At 64.0% G+C, this 18568-nt stretch carries 10 protein-coding genes and 2 pseudogenes; 3 read left to right on the top strand and 9 right to left on the bottom strand.

Annotation, left to right across the window (positions count from 1 at the left end):
* Positions 1–14: 14 nt before the first annotated feature.
* The gene (locus tag B2G71_RS22225) at positions 15–707 is read left to right on the top strand and encodes a lasso peptide biosynthesis B2 protein (protein WP_098108847.1); all 693 of its coding nucleotides are present in this window, start codon (positions 15–17) and stop codon (positions 705–707) included.
* 137 nt (positions 708–844) lie between these two features.
* Positions 845–2407 (top strand): asparagine synthetase B family protein, encoded by a 1563-nt coding sequence (locus B2G71_RS22220; RefSeq protein ID WP_098108846.1) that lies wholly within the window; start codon positions 845–847, stop codon positions 2405–2407.
* Here the strand turns inward: B2G71_RS22220 and B2G71_RS22215 are convergent.
* From B2G71_RS22215 to B2G71_RS22180, 9 genes and pseudogenes are all read right to left on the bottom strand, one after another.
* Positions 2344–4410, bottom strand: a complete 2067-nt coding sequence (locus tag B2G71_RS22215) for an Atxe2 family lasso peptide isopeptidase (protein ID WP_168176459.1) — start codon at positions 4408–4410, stop codon at positions 2344–2346. The genes B2G71_RS22220 and B2G71_RS22215 overlap by 64 nt on opposite strands.
* Entirely contained in the window at positions 4410–7337 is a 2928-nt protein-coding gene (locus B2G71_RS22210; RefSeq protein WP_098108845.1) for a TonB-dependent receptor, read from the bottom strand. The genes B2G71_RS22215 and B2G71_RS22210 overlap by 1 nt, the downstream gene beginning before the upstream one ends.
* Positions 7338–7436: 99 nt before the next feature.
* Complete coding sequence (locus B2G71_RS22205) at positions 7437–8402, bottom strand: FecR domain-containing protein (RefSeq protein WP_168176458.1); 966 nt, start codon at positions 8400–8402, stop codon at positions 7437–7439.
* On the bottom strand, positions 8402–8911 hold the full coding sequence (locus B2G71_RS22200) for a sigma-70 family RNA polymerase sigma factor (RefSeq protein WP_098108843.1): 510 nt from the start codon (positions 8909–8911) through the stop codon (positions 8402–8404). Before B2G71_RS22200 ends, B2G71_RS22205 begins: the two co-directional genes overlap by 1 nt.
* A 327-nt stretch (positions 8912–9238) precedes the next feature.
* Positions 9239–9415 (bottom strand): hypothetical protein, encoded by a 177-nt coding sequence (locus B2G71_RS24255; protein WP_168176457.1) that lies wholly within the window; start codon positions 9413–9415, stop codon positions 9239–9241.
* A 143-nt stretch (positions 9416–9558) separates the two neighbouring features.
* Positions 9559–10401 carry an IS21-like element helper ATPase IstB gene (istB, locus tag B2G71_RS22195; RefSeq protein ID WP_098108842.1) on the bottom strand — a complete coding sequence of 281 codons (843 nt, stop codon included), beginning with the start codon at positions 10399–10401 and terminating at the stop codon, positions 9559–9561.
* Positions 10398–11873, bottom strand: a complete 1476-nt coding sequence (istA, locus tag B2G71_RS22190; RefSeq protein ID WP_206049485.1) for an IS21 family transposase — start codon at positions 11871–11873, stop codon at positions 10398–10400. The genes istB and istA overlap by 4 nt, the downstream gene beginning before the upstream one ends.
* 278 nt (positions 11874–12151) lie before the next feature.
* A pseudogene (locus B2G71_RS22185) lies at positions 12152–16396 on the bottom strand (strawberry notch family protein).
* A gap of 66 nt (positions 16397–16462) precedes the next feature.
* A complete protein-coding gene (locus B2G71_RS22180; protein WP_346426951.1) occupies positions 16463–17164 on the bottom strand; it encodes a toprim domain-containing protein in 702 nt (233 codons plus the stop codon).
* A 603-nt stretch (positions 17165–17767) separates the two neighbouring features.
* Here B2G71_RS22180 and B2G71_RS22175 point away from each other — a divergent pair.
* Positions 17768–18157, top strand: a pseudogene (locus tag B2G71_RS22175) (lytic transglycosylase domain-containing protein); the annotation flags it as partial.
* Positions 18158–18568: the final 411 nt, after the last annotated feature.

Below are 18568 nucleotides of genomic sequence, written 5' to 3'. Positions count from 1 at the left end.
CCCGGCGCAGGCCCGTGCCGCCGGGCGGCACGGGCCTGCCTGCAGGAGGCGATGCGCTCGTGCTGGACCTGGCAGAGGGGATCGGCGTGGCGGCATTCGAGGGCAAAGTCGTCGTGCTCGATATCCGGCAGGATCGCTACCGCGCCTATTGCGGCGAACTGGCCGCAGGCCTGCGCCAGATTGCCAGTGGCGATCACCAGCATCTTGATCCGCGTGTTATCGAGCGCCTGCTTCGTCTCGGCCTCGTCAGTCGCGGCAAGTACCTTCACTTGCGCAAGCCAATCAACACATTGCCGCCGGTCGAAGCGAGCGCGCTTGAGGGGCAGGATGGGGGAACGGCGGCGAAGCGCGAGATCGTGCGCACCTTCCTCGTCTGCAGGCGGATTCGCCGCGATCTGCGGCGCAAGCCCTTGCACGAAGTTCTGAGCCGCCTGCCGGAGAACGGCGCACTCTCGGATCCTGCAAAGCTGACAGACTTTGCCCGCACCTTCGACAAGGCGATGCGTCCCCTGCCGTTCCGGCCCCGGTGTCTTCCCGACACCCTTGCCTTCGCACACCTCGCGCGGCGCGGCGGGTTCGAGATCGACATCGTGTTCGGCGTGAAGCTTGAGCCGTTTGAAGCACACAGCTGGGCCCAGGCGGGTTCCTGCGTTCTTACCGACCCGCTCGAGAAGGTTCGGCGCTTCACGCCGATCTTCGCGTTGTGAACCCGCGCCGCTACCTCGCGGTCGTGGGGGACGCAGATGCTCCCCTCCCGCCCCATCTCACCGGCGAGGCCTTGGCGGCCACTGGTTTAGAGATCAATGTAGCGGCCCCTTGGCTGCGCATCTGGCATGATCCACGGATGCCGGTAACCGTGAACGCCGATTTGGCAGTTCTCGGCCATGTGGCTTGGGACCGCGAGGCACCAGAGGGCCCCCTGCAGGCTCTTGCCGATCTCTTGCCAGCATGGGGTGACTGGCTCGCGATCGGACGGGATCCGGACAATTGCGTATGGATCCAGCGCTCGCCGCTCGGCCATCTGCCCGCCTATGTCATGAACATCGGCAATCGCGTGCTGATCTCGAGTGACGCCGAGCTCCTCCTCAAAGCGGCCGGCTGCACACCAGCTATCGACTGGTCCTTCGTTACGACCCATCTGGCGTTCGCGCACCTGCAGACTGCTCAGACCGGTCTTGAAGGCGTAACCGAGCTGATGCACGGATCACTCCTGCACCCGGCGACTACCGAGACGCAGGAACTCACCTGGTCGCCATGGGCCTACACCTCCAGCGACCGGGAGATCAGCACATTCGACGAAGCGGTCTCATGCTTGCGAGGGGCCATCGATCGCGCTGTACGCGGCACGCTTGGAAGCCATCGGCAACCATTGCTCGAACTGTCAGGCGGCGTCGATTCCTCGGTGCTCGCGGCCTCGCTTGCGCGGGGGACGTGCGGCGCCAGTGCGGCAACGCTGGTTACCGATCGACGGGAAGGCGATGAGCGGCGCTATGCCAGTGCGGCCGCCATGGCGAGCGGGATGCCGCTTCTGGAGATCCCTGTTCCCGGCGCCCCGGATCTGGACCGCCCTATCGGTCGTCGCTTGGCCCGACCCGGATTGCCACTCCTGCTGTCGCCTGCCGACAGGAGTCTAGCCGATCTGGCTCGCCACGAGGATTTCGATGCCTTTGTCAGCGGCGCGGGCGGTGATTGCGTCTTTGCCTCTCCCATTTCCGCCGCGCCGGCAGCCGACGTGCTCATCCGCTTCGGTCTGGGCCGACGCGCGGTAAAGGCGATCGATGACCTCGCGCGCATTCACGAGGCGAGCGGGTGGGAAGTCGCGCGCATGGCCTGGCAGCAATCGCGGCGCGGACCGCTTCATCCGGTCTGGCAGCGTCGAACCGCGTTCCTGAAGAATGCCCATGACATTCCCCTCCCCGTCCATCCCTGGCTCGATGAGCCGGACGGCGTGCTCCCTGGCAAGCGCAGCCAGATCCGCTCAATCCTTGCAGCGCTTGCCCATGTCGATGGTTACGGCCGCCATGAGGTCGCGCCCTCGATCTATCCGTTTCTCAGCCGTCCCGTCGTCGAGACCGCGCTACGCATTCCGTCCTGGCTCTGGATCGAAGGCGGGATCGACCGCGCAGTCGCGCGCCGGGCCTTCAGTGGCTTCCTGCCGACGCTGGTGCTAGAGAGGCGAACCAAGGGCGGGCTTGATGGCTATGGCATCGCCGGGATCGAAGCGCATCGTGCCAGCTTGCGCATCTTCCTGCTAGAAGGCCATCTCGCCCGCCAGGGGATCGTCGATCGCGGCGAAATAGATGACGTGCTGGCACGACCAATTTCGCGAACCGACCGCTGCTATCACGGGCTTTTTCCGCTCATCGACACCGAAGCCTGGGTTCGGGCCTGGCTCGGCGATCCGTAGCCGCGCCAGCGCCGGTATTGCCCGGCCTTGGCCGGATCTGGATCGATGTCGCCCACAAGCCAGTAAGCGAACCACTCGAGATTGCGCGCGTTGGCGGCATACTGGTGCGCGGGCTGCCACTTGATGTGCATTTCTCCCGGAAAGGCCCAGAGTTCGGCCCCCTTCCCCGCGGCCTGAAGCCGCGCGATCAGTTCGACGGTCGGACGGTATTCCTGTTCGGGTAACTGCATGAGCAATGGCGCTGTGATGCGATCGGTATTGAAGGCACCCGATACCTCTCGCCAACCCTGTCGATCGGTGTCGGGATGGCCGACGCCCCAGCCAGACTTGAGTTTGCCGGCAACGTCGCGTCCTGCAAGCGCGTTGAACCAGTAGTAGGTCGGCGTCAGCATGACATTGGCAACCGAGAGCGCGCGAATCCGCTGGGTTTGCATCGCCATCCACAGCGCCACTTCACCACCGAAGCTGACCCCGCCAATGCCGACGCGTGATGGATCGACCACGCCTTCCCTGGCAAGCTTGTCGATGACACTGCCGATCCCGTCAGTCGCAATCCTGTAGGCTTCGACATTCGGGTACGGGCCATCGTGCGATGGTGCGCGATTGAGACAGAGTGTCGCAATGCCCCGGCTGGCGAGATCGCGCATCGGATACTCGTCGCCAAGCCCTCCGCGTAGGTAGCCGCCGCACAGGTAATAGTTGACGAACAGCGGGACCGGGCCGTCTTCGTGCAGGGGCAATGCCAGGTAGCCGGTGACATCCCGGCCGGTGCTGTCCTTCCATTGCATCCGCCTGAATGTCGGGCCAAGGTCTGCCAGCGCACGATTAGGCTCTGCGAGAATGTGCCGCTCACCGGTCGTGACATCGATACGGACAAGACGCGGCGGAACATTGGCGCTCGCCTCGACGCAGACCAGTACCGCCGCGCTTGCCGCGCAGCCCGCACCCATGTCGTCCCCGCCTTCGAGCAGGCCCTCGCCTTGCAATAGCGTGCGAACCGCGCCGGTTTCGGTATTCCAGACATGTAAACGTGACCGATTGGATTCTGGTCGGGTTTCGAAGAAAACTTCGGGCCGATCCCCTAGCCAGGCGACCGTATAGATATGGTTTGCCTTGCACTCTTCAGCGCGACAAAGGCGGGGCGCAGCGCCGGGGCTTGCTACGGCAAGCGCGCTCCCCTTCCCGTCCGAAAGCACCAGGGCGTCGCCTCGCCCGTCTCCCGATGGCACTTTCATCGCGACACGCTTGCCATCCATGTCTTCGCGTGGGCCGCGCGCCGGCACGTAATGTGCGGCTTCGCTCGCTGAAGCTGTCCGTACTGTCCCGGTTGCCGTATCGACAACCTCAAAGTCTGGTTCGTTCTCCTCAAATATGCCGCCTTCGGCAAACCATGGCCCTCTTAGGCGGGCACTGGCCCAGCGTCCTTCGCGCCAGTTCCCTCGGTAAAGCGCCCGGGAAGGATCGACACTCGCATCGATCAGCGTGCCACTTTCGTATTCCCGATCCTCGGCGCTCCGCACTCGGCTACGCGCAGGTCCAACCGCCAGAAGCAGCCTGCCCCCGCTTCCGAGCGACCGGATCGCCTCGATATTTCCCGCAGCAAAAGTGATCTGGGTCGCGGCGGATCCTTTCAGCTTGGCTTTCCAGACCTGGACTTCCCCGCCTGCGATCCTTCGGAAGTAGAGCGCGCCTGAATCCGCCGACCACACAGGGGTTTCGGGCAGCATGGCGCCATTGAGCCAGTCAGGCTCACCGGCATCGGCGAGATGGCGAGGAGGTGAACTCGCATCGATCGGCATGACCATCCAGACCGCAGAGTAGTCGTTGCGATCAATCGACGCGCGAACCTCGCGCCAGGCGACCATGCGACCATCGGGCGAGATGACAGGCGAAGTGAGCCGAGCCAGCTCGATCAGCGGGCGCAGCAGCTCTTCGCGCGCCATGGCAGGCTTCCCACTCGCCACGGCAAGAACCAGAGCGAGCACCAGGACCGACTTGCGCATCACCAGGCCTTGATCACCTGCAAGGCTATCAGCCGTCCGACCGGGCTCGCCTTTTCGGGATCGAAACCCGAGGCCGAGTACGGCGTACGATTGTTGACGTAAGGCGGTCCGGCATCGAACAGGTTGACCGCATTCAGCGAAACGCGGGTTCCCGAAAGCCATCCACCGGCGTCATCGAAACTACGCGAGATCTGTGCATCGAACGTGGTCCAGGCCGAGACCGGCTCGGCCGGCGCGACCGCGGTATTTCTGTAGCCGGCGGTATGATTGACGGTAAGGGACACGCCCCACCCGTTCCAGCGCGCGCCCACAAACGCGCGGGCGCGCAAATCGACCGGATTGCCGCTGGTGGCGAGCACGTCCACATAAGGCGCTGACGTCACGAGTTTCTGGCGGAAATGGAAAATCCACGAGCCGCTGACACCGCCATCGAGCGCCAAGCCGCCCAGATCCTTCGTATAGCCAAGATCGAAATCGAGCCCCTGCACTTCGGCCCGTGCCGAGTTCTTGTTGCGGCTGTCGACGAGGTAATCGATCGCCGAAGCCGCAATGCCGAACGGATTGAAGAAAGTGGGGTCCGCGTAAAGCGCCGCGACCGTCGCGGCATCGGGATTGGGCGTGAGCAGCGCCTCGAACTGGTCACGCTTTACAAGATAGGTCTGAAGTTCGGCCGAAGGGTTGGAAATACGGTCGCGGTAGGCGATGTCGAACCAGGTGACGCCGAGATGAAGCCGTGGGACGCGCACCGGCCGCAGATCGAAACCCGCCGTCAGGGTGCGTGCCTTTTCCGGGCCGATGCCGGCATCGTTGCCAAAGCGCGCGAGAACCTGGCTCACGCCGGTCGGGGATTGGGGGTCCGACAGGTTGAGGGGCGCGATCGAACTCAGCCCTGGCCCCTGCCGGACATCGAGGAAGCCCGGCGCTCTAAACGAAGTGCCATAGGTTCCCCGCAAGGTGAGGTCGGCGAAGGGACGATACGCCAGCCCCACCTTGGGATTGAAGGTCGAACCGAAGTCCGAATAGTGCTCGTATCTCCCGGCGACTGAGAGATCGAGCTTCTCGATACCTGCAAGACCCATGGCTTCGGACACCAGCGGAACGAGCAATTCAGCATAGCCGGCTGCAATATCGCGGCTGAGCGGGAAGCCGGTCGAGGACTCCTCGACCGGTTCGAGCGTGCGATCGTCGTAGATGTTGAACCCCGCGACACGCTCGTGCCGGAATTCACCGCCGATGGCGATGCGCAAGATCCCGGCAGGCAGCGCGAACAGCGGCCCATCGAGCTTGGCCCCGACGGTCGTCTGGCGCGTCCGCGTGCTCTGGATGGATCCTCCGCGCACATAGTCGAGAGTAGCCTGAGCGGTATTGCTGCCGTCGCCGAACAGGTTGAAGGCGCTCGCGGGGTCGGGATCGAGCAGAGCCTGTGCCAGCCTCGCGGTATTGGGCACATTTCCTGCGACCAGGGATTCGCGTTGCTGACCGTGGTTGGCGCGCAGTTCCGCGCGCCAGGTGCCAAGATCGGCGGCAAGCGATCCGGAGAGCGCCCAGGCCCGCACATGCGCGTCGTAGCTCGGCGCGCCGAAGTCCTCGCGAAAATCGTAGCGCACGCTGACCGGCTGTCCGGTCCCGATGGGATCGACATAGAAGGGATTGGCAGGCGTCACGCTGATCGCCGAATTGATCGGAAAGTAGCGCAATGAGGACCGGCGATCGGCAAAGAAGCCCTGGAAATTGGCGGTGAGGATCGATCCGAGCCCCTGTTCGAGCGACAGGAAGGCCGAATGGCGCCGGACCCGGGGCAGAAGATCGGTATCCTTGCGCCCATCCGAGGTGTTCGACTGCCCCGCAATAAGGTCGCTCGCAGCAAGCGCGGTGCCATCCTGGCCCGCCGGCACGGCAAAGACGCTGCCATCGGCCGCGACCAGAGTGGCCGGATTACCATAGGCCTGCCGGTAGTCGGGACCACCGAAAGCGCGCAGGTCCTCGGTTCCGAACGAACGATCGTTCGAACTCAACCGGCCGCGCTGGAAGTACTCGTAACTTGCCACGAGGTGGCCTGAGTTCCAGCCAAAGCCCAGGATCTGGCTCGCCTGCAGTTCGTCGAAGCCGTCTGCCGCGCCATAACGCCCGCGCGTTTCCGCACCCTCGAAGGCATTGCGCAGCCGAACGTTGACGACGCCCGCGACTGCGTCCGAGCCGTAGATCGCCGAGGCTCCGTCGGGCAGGACCTCGATCCGCTCGATGGCGCTGGCCGGAATAAGCGAGACATCGACGAAAGCGCCGCCGATACCGCCAAGCGCGAAGCGATTGCCGTCGACCAGTGTCAGCGTCGAACTCGTTCCGAGGCCACGCAGATTGACGCTTGAGCCGAAGCCGATGTTAGCGGTGGCGTTGTTGCGCTGGGTAAAGCCGATCGTCCCCTCATTGGGCCCGCCGCCAAAATTCTGCGGCAGCGCTGCCAGGATCTGCTGCGTGGTCGCGAGCCCAGTGCGGTCGATCTCCTCGCGCCCGAGCGTGATCACCTGCGATCCCGTCGCGCCCGCACCGCGAATACGGGTTCCGGTTACGAGAATGGCCGGGTCGGAACCGAGATCGCCGGATCGCGCATTCGAGGAATTGGCCGGCCGGACCACCCAGCTCGCGCCGACCCGTTCGGCGCGCAGCGCAGTTCCGGCCAGCAACCGCGCCAGTGCGTCGGGTACGCTGTAGCGCCCCTTCAGGCTTCCCGCCTTGCGGCCTTCGAGCAGGGTATCGTCGGCGATGATCGTAATGCCCGATGCTGCCGAGAGATCGCGGATCGAACGACCGAGCGGCTGTTCCGGCAAGTCGAGCAGCACGGCGTTGTCTGCCTGCGCATAGCAGGCCGCAGGAACTGCAAGGGATGCCGCCAGCGCCAGTGCGCTAGTCGTGATGGATGTGGTTCGCATGTGTCGTTTCCCCCATTCGCGCCCGAAGGGCTGTTGGGAGAGAGACGGCGGCCGGAAAAAATACCCGACAGAATTTTTTCCCGACTGGGCTGACTGCTGTCAGTTTGTTTTTGGAGACAGGACGATTTCGCCAGCGCGCTTTTGCATGTCGAGATCGAGAGCCGATGCGGCGGCCCCTGCAAAAGCCTCTGGCTCGCGCAGCCGGAAGCCGCCACTGAGCGTCCTTGCTGCGAGATCCCGCCCATCGATGCGGACCTTCAGGCTGTTGTAGCGATTGAGCGTCCGGGCGGCCTCGCCAAGCGGCATGTGATCGAGTTCGATCATGCCTTGGGGCCAGAGCCTGTCGCCCTTACGGTCAGAAGCTGTTGCTCTGACCGTTTGCCCCGTAATATCATCCGCCCCTGCTGCCTGTTCCCCACCCGTGACCCGGACCTTGCCCTCGATCACGGCATAGGACGGCTTCGAGCCGAGCACGCTCACGTCGAGCACACCCCCGCCAGCATCGACACGCAATTCGTCGGCTGTAACGATTGGCGGATTTTGGGTGCCATGCCGGCCGTCCACGCGTACCCGGCCACCCCTGACTGCGATCTGCGGCGCTCCGTCCTCGACTGTGACGACGACTTCGCTTTCGGTGTCGAGGGTGAGCACCGTGCCGTTCGCAAGTCGCCATGTCCGGATCTCGCCAAGGGCGGTCCGGTAGGTCTCGGCGCGGACCGGACTGCCAACCTCGACCGGCCAGGGAGAACCCAGTCCCTGGATCGAGACGAAGCCGACGACAAGAATCGCCGTCGCCGCGATCGCCGCCAGCTGCACGTTACGGCGCATGTAGAACGGCGCGCGAACGAGCTTGCGAGCGCGAACGAGATCGCTCTGTGCCAGCACCTGACTTTGCTCCCAGGCGTCTGCGATCTCGGCGTAAGCCGCAGCGTGCCGGGGATCGGCTTCGAGCCAGACCGCAAGATCGTGATCCGGTTGCACTTCGGGCGAGCGCTCGCGGCGCACGAAGCGACGGGATGCTTCCTCGTAGATCGCTTCGGAGATGGGTTCGCGCGCCTCGCCCATCATGGCGTTCCGAGATGTCGTGCCAGTTGCTTGATCGCCCTGCTCATCTGCTTCTCGACTGCCCGGATACTCAGGCCGGTCTGGTCCGCGATTTCCTTGTAGCTATAGCCGTCGAGCCGGCGGGCAAGGAAAATCTGGCGCGTGATTGGCTTCAGTTTGCCCACCGCAACCTCGATACGGCGAAGCTGGTCGCGCGCCTCGACAAGCGCCACGCCGTCCATCGAAGGTTCGATCGCCTCGCCTTCGATCAAGCGCCCTACCTCGCCACACCTTGCCACGTTCTGGCTTTCATCGCTCAGGATGTTGAATGAGGTGCGTGCCAGGTAGGCAAAAGGCGATTGGAGACCCTCGGCACCCTGTTCACGTCCGGCAAGCCGCGCGAAGGCCTGCTGGACGACGTCTTCGCTGTGGTCGGTGCCGGCACGGCGGCCCAGCAGACGCAAGAGTCCCGGACGATGCTCGCGATAAAGATCAGCAAGTTCGTTCGCTGCCGTCTCGTCGAGCCGCATCGAACGACCCGTGCTCACGACAGCCACCCGCAATGTCGGTTCTGCAATGCCAAGCCGCAGCGCCCTTCCGTTCGATCGAACGAGGCGCCCGACTGACCGGGTGGTGAGAACATGCTTGAGAACATGCGCCGATGCCTTTAGCCGCAAGCGGCCTGGACATACGCATCGGCAACCCGGTCAATAGACGATCAGGTTATTCGTGGCTCAAGCGAGGTTCTCACGCCTCGGTACGGCCAAAGCCCGACCGTACAGCCAAAGGCTATCAAGTGCGATTCGTGCGCGCAAGTCCCGGCTTAAACGCAACCGCCAGGAAATACTTGAACTGTACTATCGGCGCGCCTGAATGATCGCGGCGGGAGCCTGGGCCGGCCGCCACGGACCATTGTCGATCTTCTCGAGCGGGACACCGCAATTGTCGCAAAGCGCCGCGTGGCCGCCCTTTTTGCTGCGCGCCATCGACGAGACAGAAGGCTTGTGCCGGCCAAGGAAGCAGAACAGCGACATGGTCTCTACTATATAGAGCCAGCCCCGCCCCGAAACCAGAGTGTAGCGCGTCGATCTAGATGAGAAGCGCGCGGCGATCAGGATGAGAGTCTGATTGTCGCGGCGCGACAGTTCTGCGCTTGGGATGGTCCGATTGCAAGGCTTCAGGCGTTGTCCTGATGGTCGCTGGCGCTTTGCTTCTCGATGCCCTTGATTGTCGCGAACGCGGGCGGTCGTCCGGGCCCCGAACGACGAGCTTGCGCAGTGCGCCGCCGATAGCTTTCGACGTTCATTTCGAAGATGCTGGCGTGGTGTACGAGACGGTCGACCGCAGCGAGGGTCATGGCGGGATCGGGGAAGACCTTGTTCCACTCGCCGAAGGGCTGGTTGGCGGTGATGAGCAGCGAGCGCCGCTCGTAGCGCGCGCTGATCAGTTCGAACAGGACAGAGGTTTCCGCCTGATCGCGACTGACGTAAGCGAAGTCGTCGAGGATCAAAAGGTGATGTTTGTCGAGCCTGGCGATGGCAGCTTCGAGCGCGAGCTCGCGCCGGGCGAGCTGGAGCCGTTGGACGAGATCGGAGGTTCGGGCGAACAGGACGCGCCACCCGTTCTCGACAAGGCCAAGTCCGATCGCTGCGGCCAAGTGGGTCTTGCCGCCGCCGGGAGGTCCGAACAGGATCAGGTTGGCGCCTTTCTCGAGCCACCCGTCGCCCGCAGTCATGGCCATCACTTGCGCCTTGGAGATCATCGGCACGGCATCGAACGCGAAGGTCTCGAGCGTCTTGCCCGCCGGCAAGTGCGCTTCGGCAAGGTGGCGCTCGATCCGGCGTCGGTCGCGCTCGGCCAGTTCGTGCTCTGCGATGATCGAGAGGAACCGCGCGGCCGGCCAGCCTTCCTTGTCAGCGCGTTCGGCAAAGTCGCCCCAGATCTGCTTGATCGCGGGCAGGCGCAGCTCGTTGAGCATGAGCGTCAGGCGCTGGGCATCTATCGTTGCGGACGCATTCATGCCGCTTCTCCCGGAACGATCAGACTGTCGTAGCAGGCCAGCGATCCCAGTTGGACGACGACCATGGGCAGGTCGGCGGGATCGGGAGCGAAGTGGGAGCGCAAGGCTGCCATGTCGGGTATTCGCCGCGCAGCGAGGTCCGCCTCGAGCAAGCTAGCCAGTTCCGCTTCACAGGCCCGCTCATGGGCCAGCGACAGCAACTCGACCATGACGCGGCATGCGGCCCGGTCACCGAGAACCTCGACCATGTGATCGAACATCGCGCGATAGGCGGTACGCGGGAACAGACTGTCGCGATAGACCAAGCCCATCAGCGCCATCGGCTTGCGCCGCAACGAGTGGATCACATGCCGGTAGTCAACGACATGGCCATGCTTGCCGCGATCGCCCGAACGCCCTCGACGCAAGGTCATGAGCCGGGTCCCCCCGATGAACAGGTCGAGCCGATCATCGTAGAGCCGCACACGCAAGCGATGGCCGACAAGCCGCGAGGGGACCGTGTAGAACACCTTGCGCAGGGTAAAGCCACCCGAGGACGTCACGGTGACCAGCACTTCTTCGTAGTCGCACGTGCGCGTGTCCGGCAGTCGTAGCAGACTGGCACGCTCGGCATCGATCGCGGCCGCATGGCGGCGATTGCGGGCGATGACCACTTCGTCGATGAACCGGCGATAGTCGGCCAAGGTGTCGAATGCGCTGCTGCCGCGTAGCAGTAGAGCATCCCCGAGCGCGGCCTTGATATGGGCATGTGCGCTCTCGATTGCGCCGTTCTCATGAGCGACGCCGGTGTTGTTGCGCGTCGGCTCCATTCCGTAATGTGCGCAAAGCGCCTCATAGCGCCTGGTGAGATCGGCGCGCGCATCGGCCTCCAGATTGCGGAAGTCGGCCGAGAGGCTGTCGGTACGATGCAGCCGCGGCGCTCCGCCCGCCGACCACAGCGCGTTTTGCAGTCCCTCGGCAAGCGCCACGAAGCTCTCGCCACCCAGGATCACATGCGCGTGCTCGAAGCCGCCACACGGCAGGCGGAAGTGATAGAGCATGTGGTCGAGCGGCGCGCCCGCGACAATGATGCCGAGCCCGCCCATCGCGGTGAAGTCGGACAGGCCGAGCCGGCCGGGTTCATGGACCTGGCGGAAGATCACTTCGCGATCAGGACCATGCAAGGCTCGCCAACTGCGGATCCGACGCTCAAGCGTCCGGCGTGATCCGAACGCCTCGTCCGGATGGCGGCGGCGAAGTTCCTCGTAAACTGCGATCGGCCGAAGCCCCGGCGCCGCCTCGAGCAGTGGCACCACCTCTTCCTCGAAGATCCCTTCCAACGGATCGGGGCACCTGCGCCCGCGCGGTTCCTTACGCTGCGACGGAGGTCTTGCATCCTTCAGCAGGCGATAGGCGCTCGCAGCGCTCATTCCTGCTTTCGCCGCGGCACGTACCACCGGCTCGGTTCGTCTGTAACTCATGAACAGCCTCATTTGATGATCGTTGATGTGTCGACCAGGCACGAGACAGGCTCCCGCTTGCGGAAAAACCTACACCATACCTTGCCGCCGCGATCATCACCGGCCCTTCACAAAGGCCATCTGGGTTGGTGGGCCGGCTACGGGCTACGCCCTTCGCCAACCCACCAACCCAGATTCTCATCTTGATTGTCGCGCTTTCTCACCCTGATCGTCGCGCGACACCAGAGCTTCACCGGCCTCTGCCGGTGGAAAATGGTCATGGTCGTGCCATACCCGCGCTGGCGAAGCGGCTAGCGGCTCTGCACGATGCGTCCCAGGATAAAGGTCGCCGTGCTCGTAGGCACAAAGAGGCGCGTCTGGTAACGAATGATCTCTGTGAAGCAGCCTTGCACCTTGTACCAATCCAGCCTTGCCGCCGAGAAACCGACCAGTTCAAGGCGCTGCGAAGCGTTGACGAGACTGCGCTTCAAATGGAGCGGCTCTGGCCCGGCAATGGGCATCGCGCGGCCGGACGACAGGACGGCAGCCGCGGTTTCCTCAACGCCGAGCGAAGGAGCGCCGTCGATGGCGAGTGCCATCATCAGGTCAGGAATGGCATAGGCGGGCACTTCGCGTCCCAGCAGCGATGCGCCATCGCTCGCCGCAATACGGCTGACGCGCACGAAGTCGGTGGGCAGCTTGTCCCAGATCGGCAGGAGCAGGCCCGTTGCAAGATGCAACCGCTCGCGCTTGCGGGTCGCCTCGGCTTCGGACACCTCCAGCTTCCAGGCCTCGCGGAAGCTCTCCATCGCCATGGGCTCCCAGCTGCTCTCGTCGAGCTGGTCAGCCGTCATGTAGCCTCGCTTGAGCGGCCGGATAAGCTCGAAGCGGGCGATGCGCGTACCTTCGTCATCGAGCAGGCTGCGAGCCGGCAGGAGCAGCCCGACGCGCCCTGATCGGGCGTTGCGAAGGGTCTGCTGCGCCTGCTCTCCAAGGCCGTGGAACTGTTCGAGGCGATCCAGCGACAGGGCTCTCAATTTGCGCGCGATCTCCAGTTCGAGAAGGTGCGTCGTTGCCCCCGACATCGGATCGGTCCGCAGCACGGTATCGGTGAGCACCTCGAAGCTCTCGACCGCGATTGTCTCCAACCCGAGATCAAGCGTGCCCGCTTGGCGCGCGGCATCGGCGCGGGCTTCGACCAGCCCCATGAATTCATCGAAGATCGCGTTCTGCAACCTGATCGGAAGCGCGAGGATGCGGTTGAGCCAGCGCTGGATCGAAGGCAGGTCCTCCACCATCGACCCGTCCGGTGCCTCGATCCTGAGCCCCGTCAGCTCGGTGAATCTGTCCAGGGCGACGGCATCGAGCTTGCCGGCAAAAAGCAGGCCGAACCAGCGATGGAGCGCTTCCTTCGCGTAGACGCTCTCGAGGTTGTCGGCCGGATCGAACAGATTCTGTCCGCCCGTCTGCCGCTGGCCGCGGGTCAGCGCGCCGAGACTGTCGAGGCGGCGCGCGATGGTCGAAATGAAGCGCCGTTCGCCGCGCACGTCGGTCGTGACCGGCCGGAACAGCGGCGCCGAGGCCTGGTTGGTGCGGTTGGTCCGTCCAAGGCCCTGGATTGCGGCATCCGCGCGCCAACCTGGCTCCAGCAGGAAGTGGATACGCCGCGCCTGGTTCCTGGCGCCGAGATCGGCATGGTAGCTTCGTCCGGTTCCGCCGGCCTCAGAGAAGACGAGGATGCGCTTGTCCCCGTCCATGAATGCGCGGGTCTCGGCCACATTGGCGCGCGGGCCTCGCGATTGCAGCTTTTGCGATCCATCCGGGCCGATCAAGAGGCGCCGGCTGCGCCCGGTCACTTCAGCGACCTGATCGGTGCCGAACCGCTCGATGAGGGCATCGAGCGCAGTTGCGATGGGAGGGAGCGCGCATAGCTGCTCGATCATGGCGTCGCGGGCCGCGAGCGCAGAGCGGCACAGGACCGGATTGCCTGCTTAGTCGATCATTGGCTCGGAACGCGCGACGCCGTTCTCGTCGGTGAAGACCGCCATGAGCCGAACCGGAAAGCTCCTGGCGAGGTAATCGACAACATATTCGCGCGGGCTGAGATCGATCTCCAGCGCCTCACGCTCTTCGGCGGTGAGATCGGCAAGACGACGATTGAGCATGGCCTCGGCGGTCGAGACCAGCTGGACGACCACGGCATTGCCCTCGCAGAGCGCGGAATCGATGGCCGGCAACAGGCTCGGCAGCTTCATCGACAGGAGCAGCTGGGCAAAGAAGCGCTGCTTGGTGCCCTCGAAGATCGACAGCGCGGCGGACTTCGCTCCTGAATTGAGCGTGCCGCCTGTCTCCCCATCGACGATCCGCGTCGCTTCAAGCGCCTCGTGGAGGTTGGCATGAATGATCGCCCAGGCATCGGCATAGGCATCGTAGACCGCGGTCTGGTCGGGCGTCAGCGCGTGTTCGAGGATCTCGTATTCGACGCCGGCAAACGAAAGCGCACGCGCCGAGTAAAGGCCCAGCGCCTTGAGGTCCCGGGCTACGAGTTCCATCGCCGCAATGCCGCCATCGCGAATGTCGGCCACGAAGGCCTCGCGATTGGCAAAGGCGGTCTCGGGGCCCCAGAGCCCGAGCCGGGTCGCATAGGCGAGATTGTTGACGTCCGAAGCGCCCGTCGCCGAGGCATAGAGAACGCGGGCGCGGGGCAAAAGGTTCTGCAGCCGCACGCCGGCAACGCCTTGTTCGGAACCCTTGACCTTGCCCCGTGAGCCCTCGCCTCCTGCAGCATTGGCCATGGCATGCGCTTCATCGAAGACAATGACACCGCAAAAGTCATCGCCCGCCCAGTCGAGGATCTGCTCGAGACGGGTCGCATCGCCGCGACCCGAGCGCAAAGTGGGATAGGTCACGAACAGGATTCCCTCGCCCATCGTAACCGGGCATCCGAGCTTCCAGGTCGAGAGTGGCTGGATGTCGATGGGAAGACCGCCCAGAGCGGCCCAATCCCGGCGGGCATCCTCGAGGAGCGCCTCGTTCTTGGAAATCCAGATGTGGCGTCGTTCGCCCTGCACCCAGCGATCGAGGATCACCGAGGCGACCTGGCGCCCTTTGCCGGCTCCGGTGCCGTCGCCCACGAAGTAGCCTTGGCGATAGACCTGGCCTTCCTCGCAAGGCTTGAGCGTGCAGCCCTCATCTTCGGGTATGAAGCGCCCGGGCAAGTCGCGTTCGTGCGCGCTTGCGGCATAAATGAGGGACTCTGCCTGTGCCGCCGAGAGCAGGCCATTCCCGATCAGGTTGCCGGGCAGCATGGGTATCGCTGCAGGCAGCGGGGCAGTGATCGAGCCCATGGCAACCGATTCAACCAGGGGGGTCGGATGCGCGCGTGCCCCCTCGATGGTAACGCGGCTCGGCCTGTAGGGAAGATAGTGTCCGACCTGTTCGGCCATCGGCGCGGGCTCTGCGAGCGCCTGATAAGCACAGGGAACAATGCCTTGCGTCGGCCTTGATACAACCGGCGGCGCAAGCGGTGATGGCGGTCGCGATGCGACAAGGCGAACGGGAGAAGTCCGGGAGATGGTCGAGGGAGCATGGACTGAATTCGCACAGGATTGCGCAGGCAAGGCATCGATCAGGCTGGCCAGCTCCCAAATCGGGATTGGGTCCGCCAATCCCTCGAATGTGGTCGAGCCCTCCACCTTGTCGAGTACGACAAGACGCGTCGTAATCCCGGTTCCCTGCTTGCGAAAGGCACCTTCGATCGCCGCGTTCAACCGAAGCGTCGCTGGTTCCGTAAGCGAGCTCCGGAAGCGGCGCACATCGAACCATTCGGGCATGATCGCGACAAGGCGTCCCTGCGGCGCGAGACGCTTCCAGGCCGAACGCACATGCCGTGCGCCGGTTCTGCCGTCGTGCCCGCGTTCGATCCCGTGCGAGTATGGCGGGTTCATGAGCACGATGCTGGGCAACACTTGCGGCGCAAGCAGATCGTCGATGAGTTCGGCATCGTGGCCGGTGATGCTGCTCCCGGGGAAGAGCGCCTCGAGACACTCGCGGCGCTGTGGAGAGATTTCGTTGAGCGAAAGCCTTGCCCCGGTCTTCTCTGCCCAGAGCGCAAGCATGCCGGTCCCGGCAGAAGGCTCGAGGACATGGTCATGCGCCCCGATCCGTGCTGCCCGCGCCGCCAGCCAGGCAAGCCGCGGCGGCGTAGCGAACTGTTGCAACTCGATCTGCTCCTCGCTCCGCGTGGTCTGGGTGGGAACGAGCGCCTCGAGCCGATCGAAAGCCGCGAAGGCTTCGACCGGCGGGACTGCAGGTGTCAGGCCACTCTGCTCCTTGAGGGTGAGGACCTGCGCCAGTTCGAGCGCGGCATGGGCTTCGCGAACCGACCAGCAGCCATCGGCATCGGAACCGCCGAATGCCTCGATGAGAGCGTGCGAAATCGCAACACGATCGATCGGCGTGTCATTCTCAAGCAGATGTGCGAGCGAGCGAGCCGCGACAAGCAATCTCGGTTCGCTCGCCGGGACAAAATCGAACAGTTGGGAAGAGTGGGTCATGGTGCCTCCTTGCGGGACCGGTCACGCCTTGGTGGTCCCGCAAGGTAACCGCCCCCTCCCCTCTGTTCAGGATGAACTGGTCACCCGCTCCTGCAGCACATCGGCCCAGTCCGTGCCGCGCCGGTCGGGCTCGCAGGCGATGATCGTGCGATCCTTGCGGTCGTGCGCAATGCGCGCCTTCATTTCCGCAATGCGTCCGCCCGGATCATTGTCCACGAACAAGTGAAGCTCACGGACGCTGTCGGGGATTGCGACCTGTCCGAAGCGCTCGTTCCCGAGCGTTGCCCAGCACGGAATTCCGAACAGCTGCGTCGCGGCGAGCGCCGTCTCGATGCCTTCGGCCAGCCCGAGCCGCCCGCCTCTCGGCATAGCGAGCCGGACCGCACCGCGCTGCAGGCTTCCCAATGCCCGTTTGGGCATTGTGATCTGCGCGATCTTGCCCGAACGCGGATCGAGGAACGTGCGGTGGATGGCGATGACACCTTCGTCACTGCGGACGGCTGCCAGCATCGCTGCCCTGAACTGGACATTGTCGCGAGGGCCAAGCGGCGTGCGGCCCAGATAGCGCAGATCGCGCGATCGCTCGTCTATGCCGCGCCGGGTGAGATAGCGCTCGGCAGCCGTGCCGCCGAGCGCGCAAGCGCTCCGCCAAAGCCGGACCGCGTTCGCATTCTGGCTTTCCTTTGGCGCGCGAGACTCGGCCAGTGCCGATGAGCCATCAAACAGCTCGCGAAGGCCAGTGCCCTGGCCGGCAACGGCCGCAAGCACGGCCTCGTTGGTACACCCCGCGAAGCAGTGAAAAAGAATCGCCTGCCGGCCAAGCGTCACGCTGAGTGAGGGAGTTCGGTCGGCGTGCGCTGGACAACAGCACATGCCCTTGGTCCCGCGCCAGGTTCCGCCCAGCGATTCCACGAGTTTGCGGGCACAAACAGCCAGTGGCGACGAGGTTTGCGTATGCATCATGAGGCCTACTCCATTGGGCATGCCTCCCCGGCGCAGCCTCCACTCCGCGCCCTTTCACTGCCGATTGACGATGAATCGTTCTATAAATGTTCTCATCGCGTTTGAACAGATGGATGCGGATCGATGAGACACAGGATGAGACTTGGGCTTGCCATCATGGGATTGAGAATCCTGGGCGGCACTACCATTCTTCGGGCCGAAGACATGCGGACCGAATTTCCGGATCCGGGCGCGGTTCAATCCTCGGGGACGGGCGCGGCAGTCAGGGTCGACGATAGCGGGTTCCGATTGGTTGAGCATGGCAGATGGGAGAGCCAGGCAAGCCTCGCAGCTGAGGCTGGCTCACCGATTGCGCGCCCTCGGTCGGAGATGTCCCGGTCCGGTCCGCCAGCAGGTCCGAGGACAAACTATCGCCGGGAAATCTATCTGCCTCACGTCCGCGAAGCTGAATTCCGCTATGAACTACCTTCAGGCTTGCTGGATGCGCTGGTCTGGGTCGAATCGCGTTACAATCCATTGGCTGTTAGCAAAGCGGGCGCAGGCGGTCTTGGGCAGCTCATGCCGGGTACGGCTCGCGAGTTGGGCGTCGACAACCGGTTCGATCCCCGGCAGAATCTCGACGGCTCCGCCCGATACCTTCGCCAGATGATTGATCGCTTCGATGGGATCCATCTCGCGCTTGCCGCCTATAACGCCGGGCCTAGGGCCGTAGAACTGTCCAGCAGAATCCCGCTGAACGGCGAAACGCCGGCCTATGTTCGAAACGTTCTGCAGCGGTGGCGGCCCGGCAACCAATAATGGCTCGGTGCGTCATCGTCAGGCGACTCTTAGTTCGCTTTCGAGACGTAATGAACATTGAGGCCGACAAGCGGGTTGACGCAATCCTCCGTCACCGCTCGCTGCGGGGCCAACGTCTCGACTGCAATGCAGGCGCCACGCACACCGCCTTGGTTGCAATCTGAGAAATCGTGTTATTGGCAGAGCTGACCAAACCCTCCCTCCTGACGAAAAATTCACAAGCGATTTGGGCGCGGGATTGATGTGCAGATTGACAGCTTGGGCTCAAGCAGCCTCGCGAATTTTCCACCCAGCTCCAAGAGCGTCTCACGCGATCCGGAAGGCAATTTGTTACCTAGGTGTTTGGTCCCAGCATGTGATGGGTTGGTTGAACGATAAAGACATCGGGCTTTGATTTCCAGAGTTCATCGA

The organism is Novosphingobium sp. PC22D, from assembly GCF_002556635.1.
Lineage (GTDB): Bacteria > Pseudomonadota > Alphaproteobacteria > Sphingomonadales > Sphingomonadaceae > Novosphingobium.
Note: the sequence above shows the minus strand (reverse complement) of the source record. Positions and strands in the feature narration are given on the sequence as shown.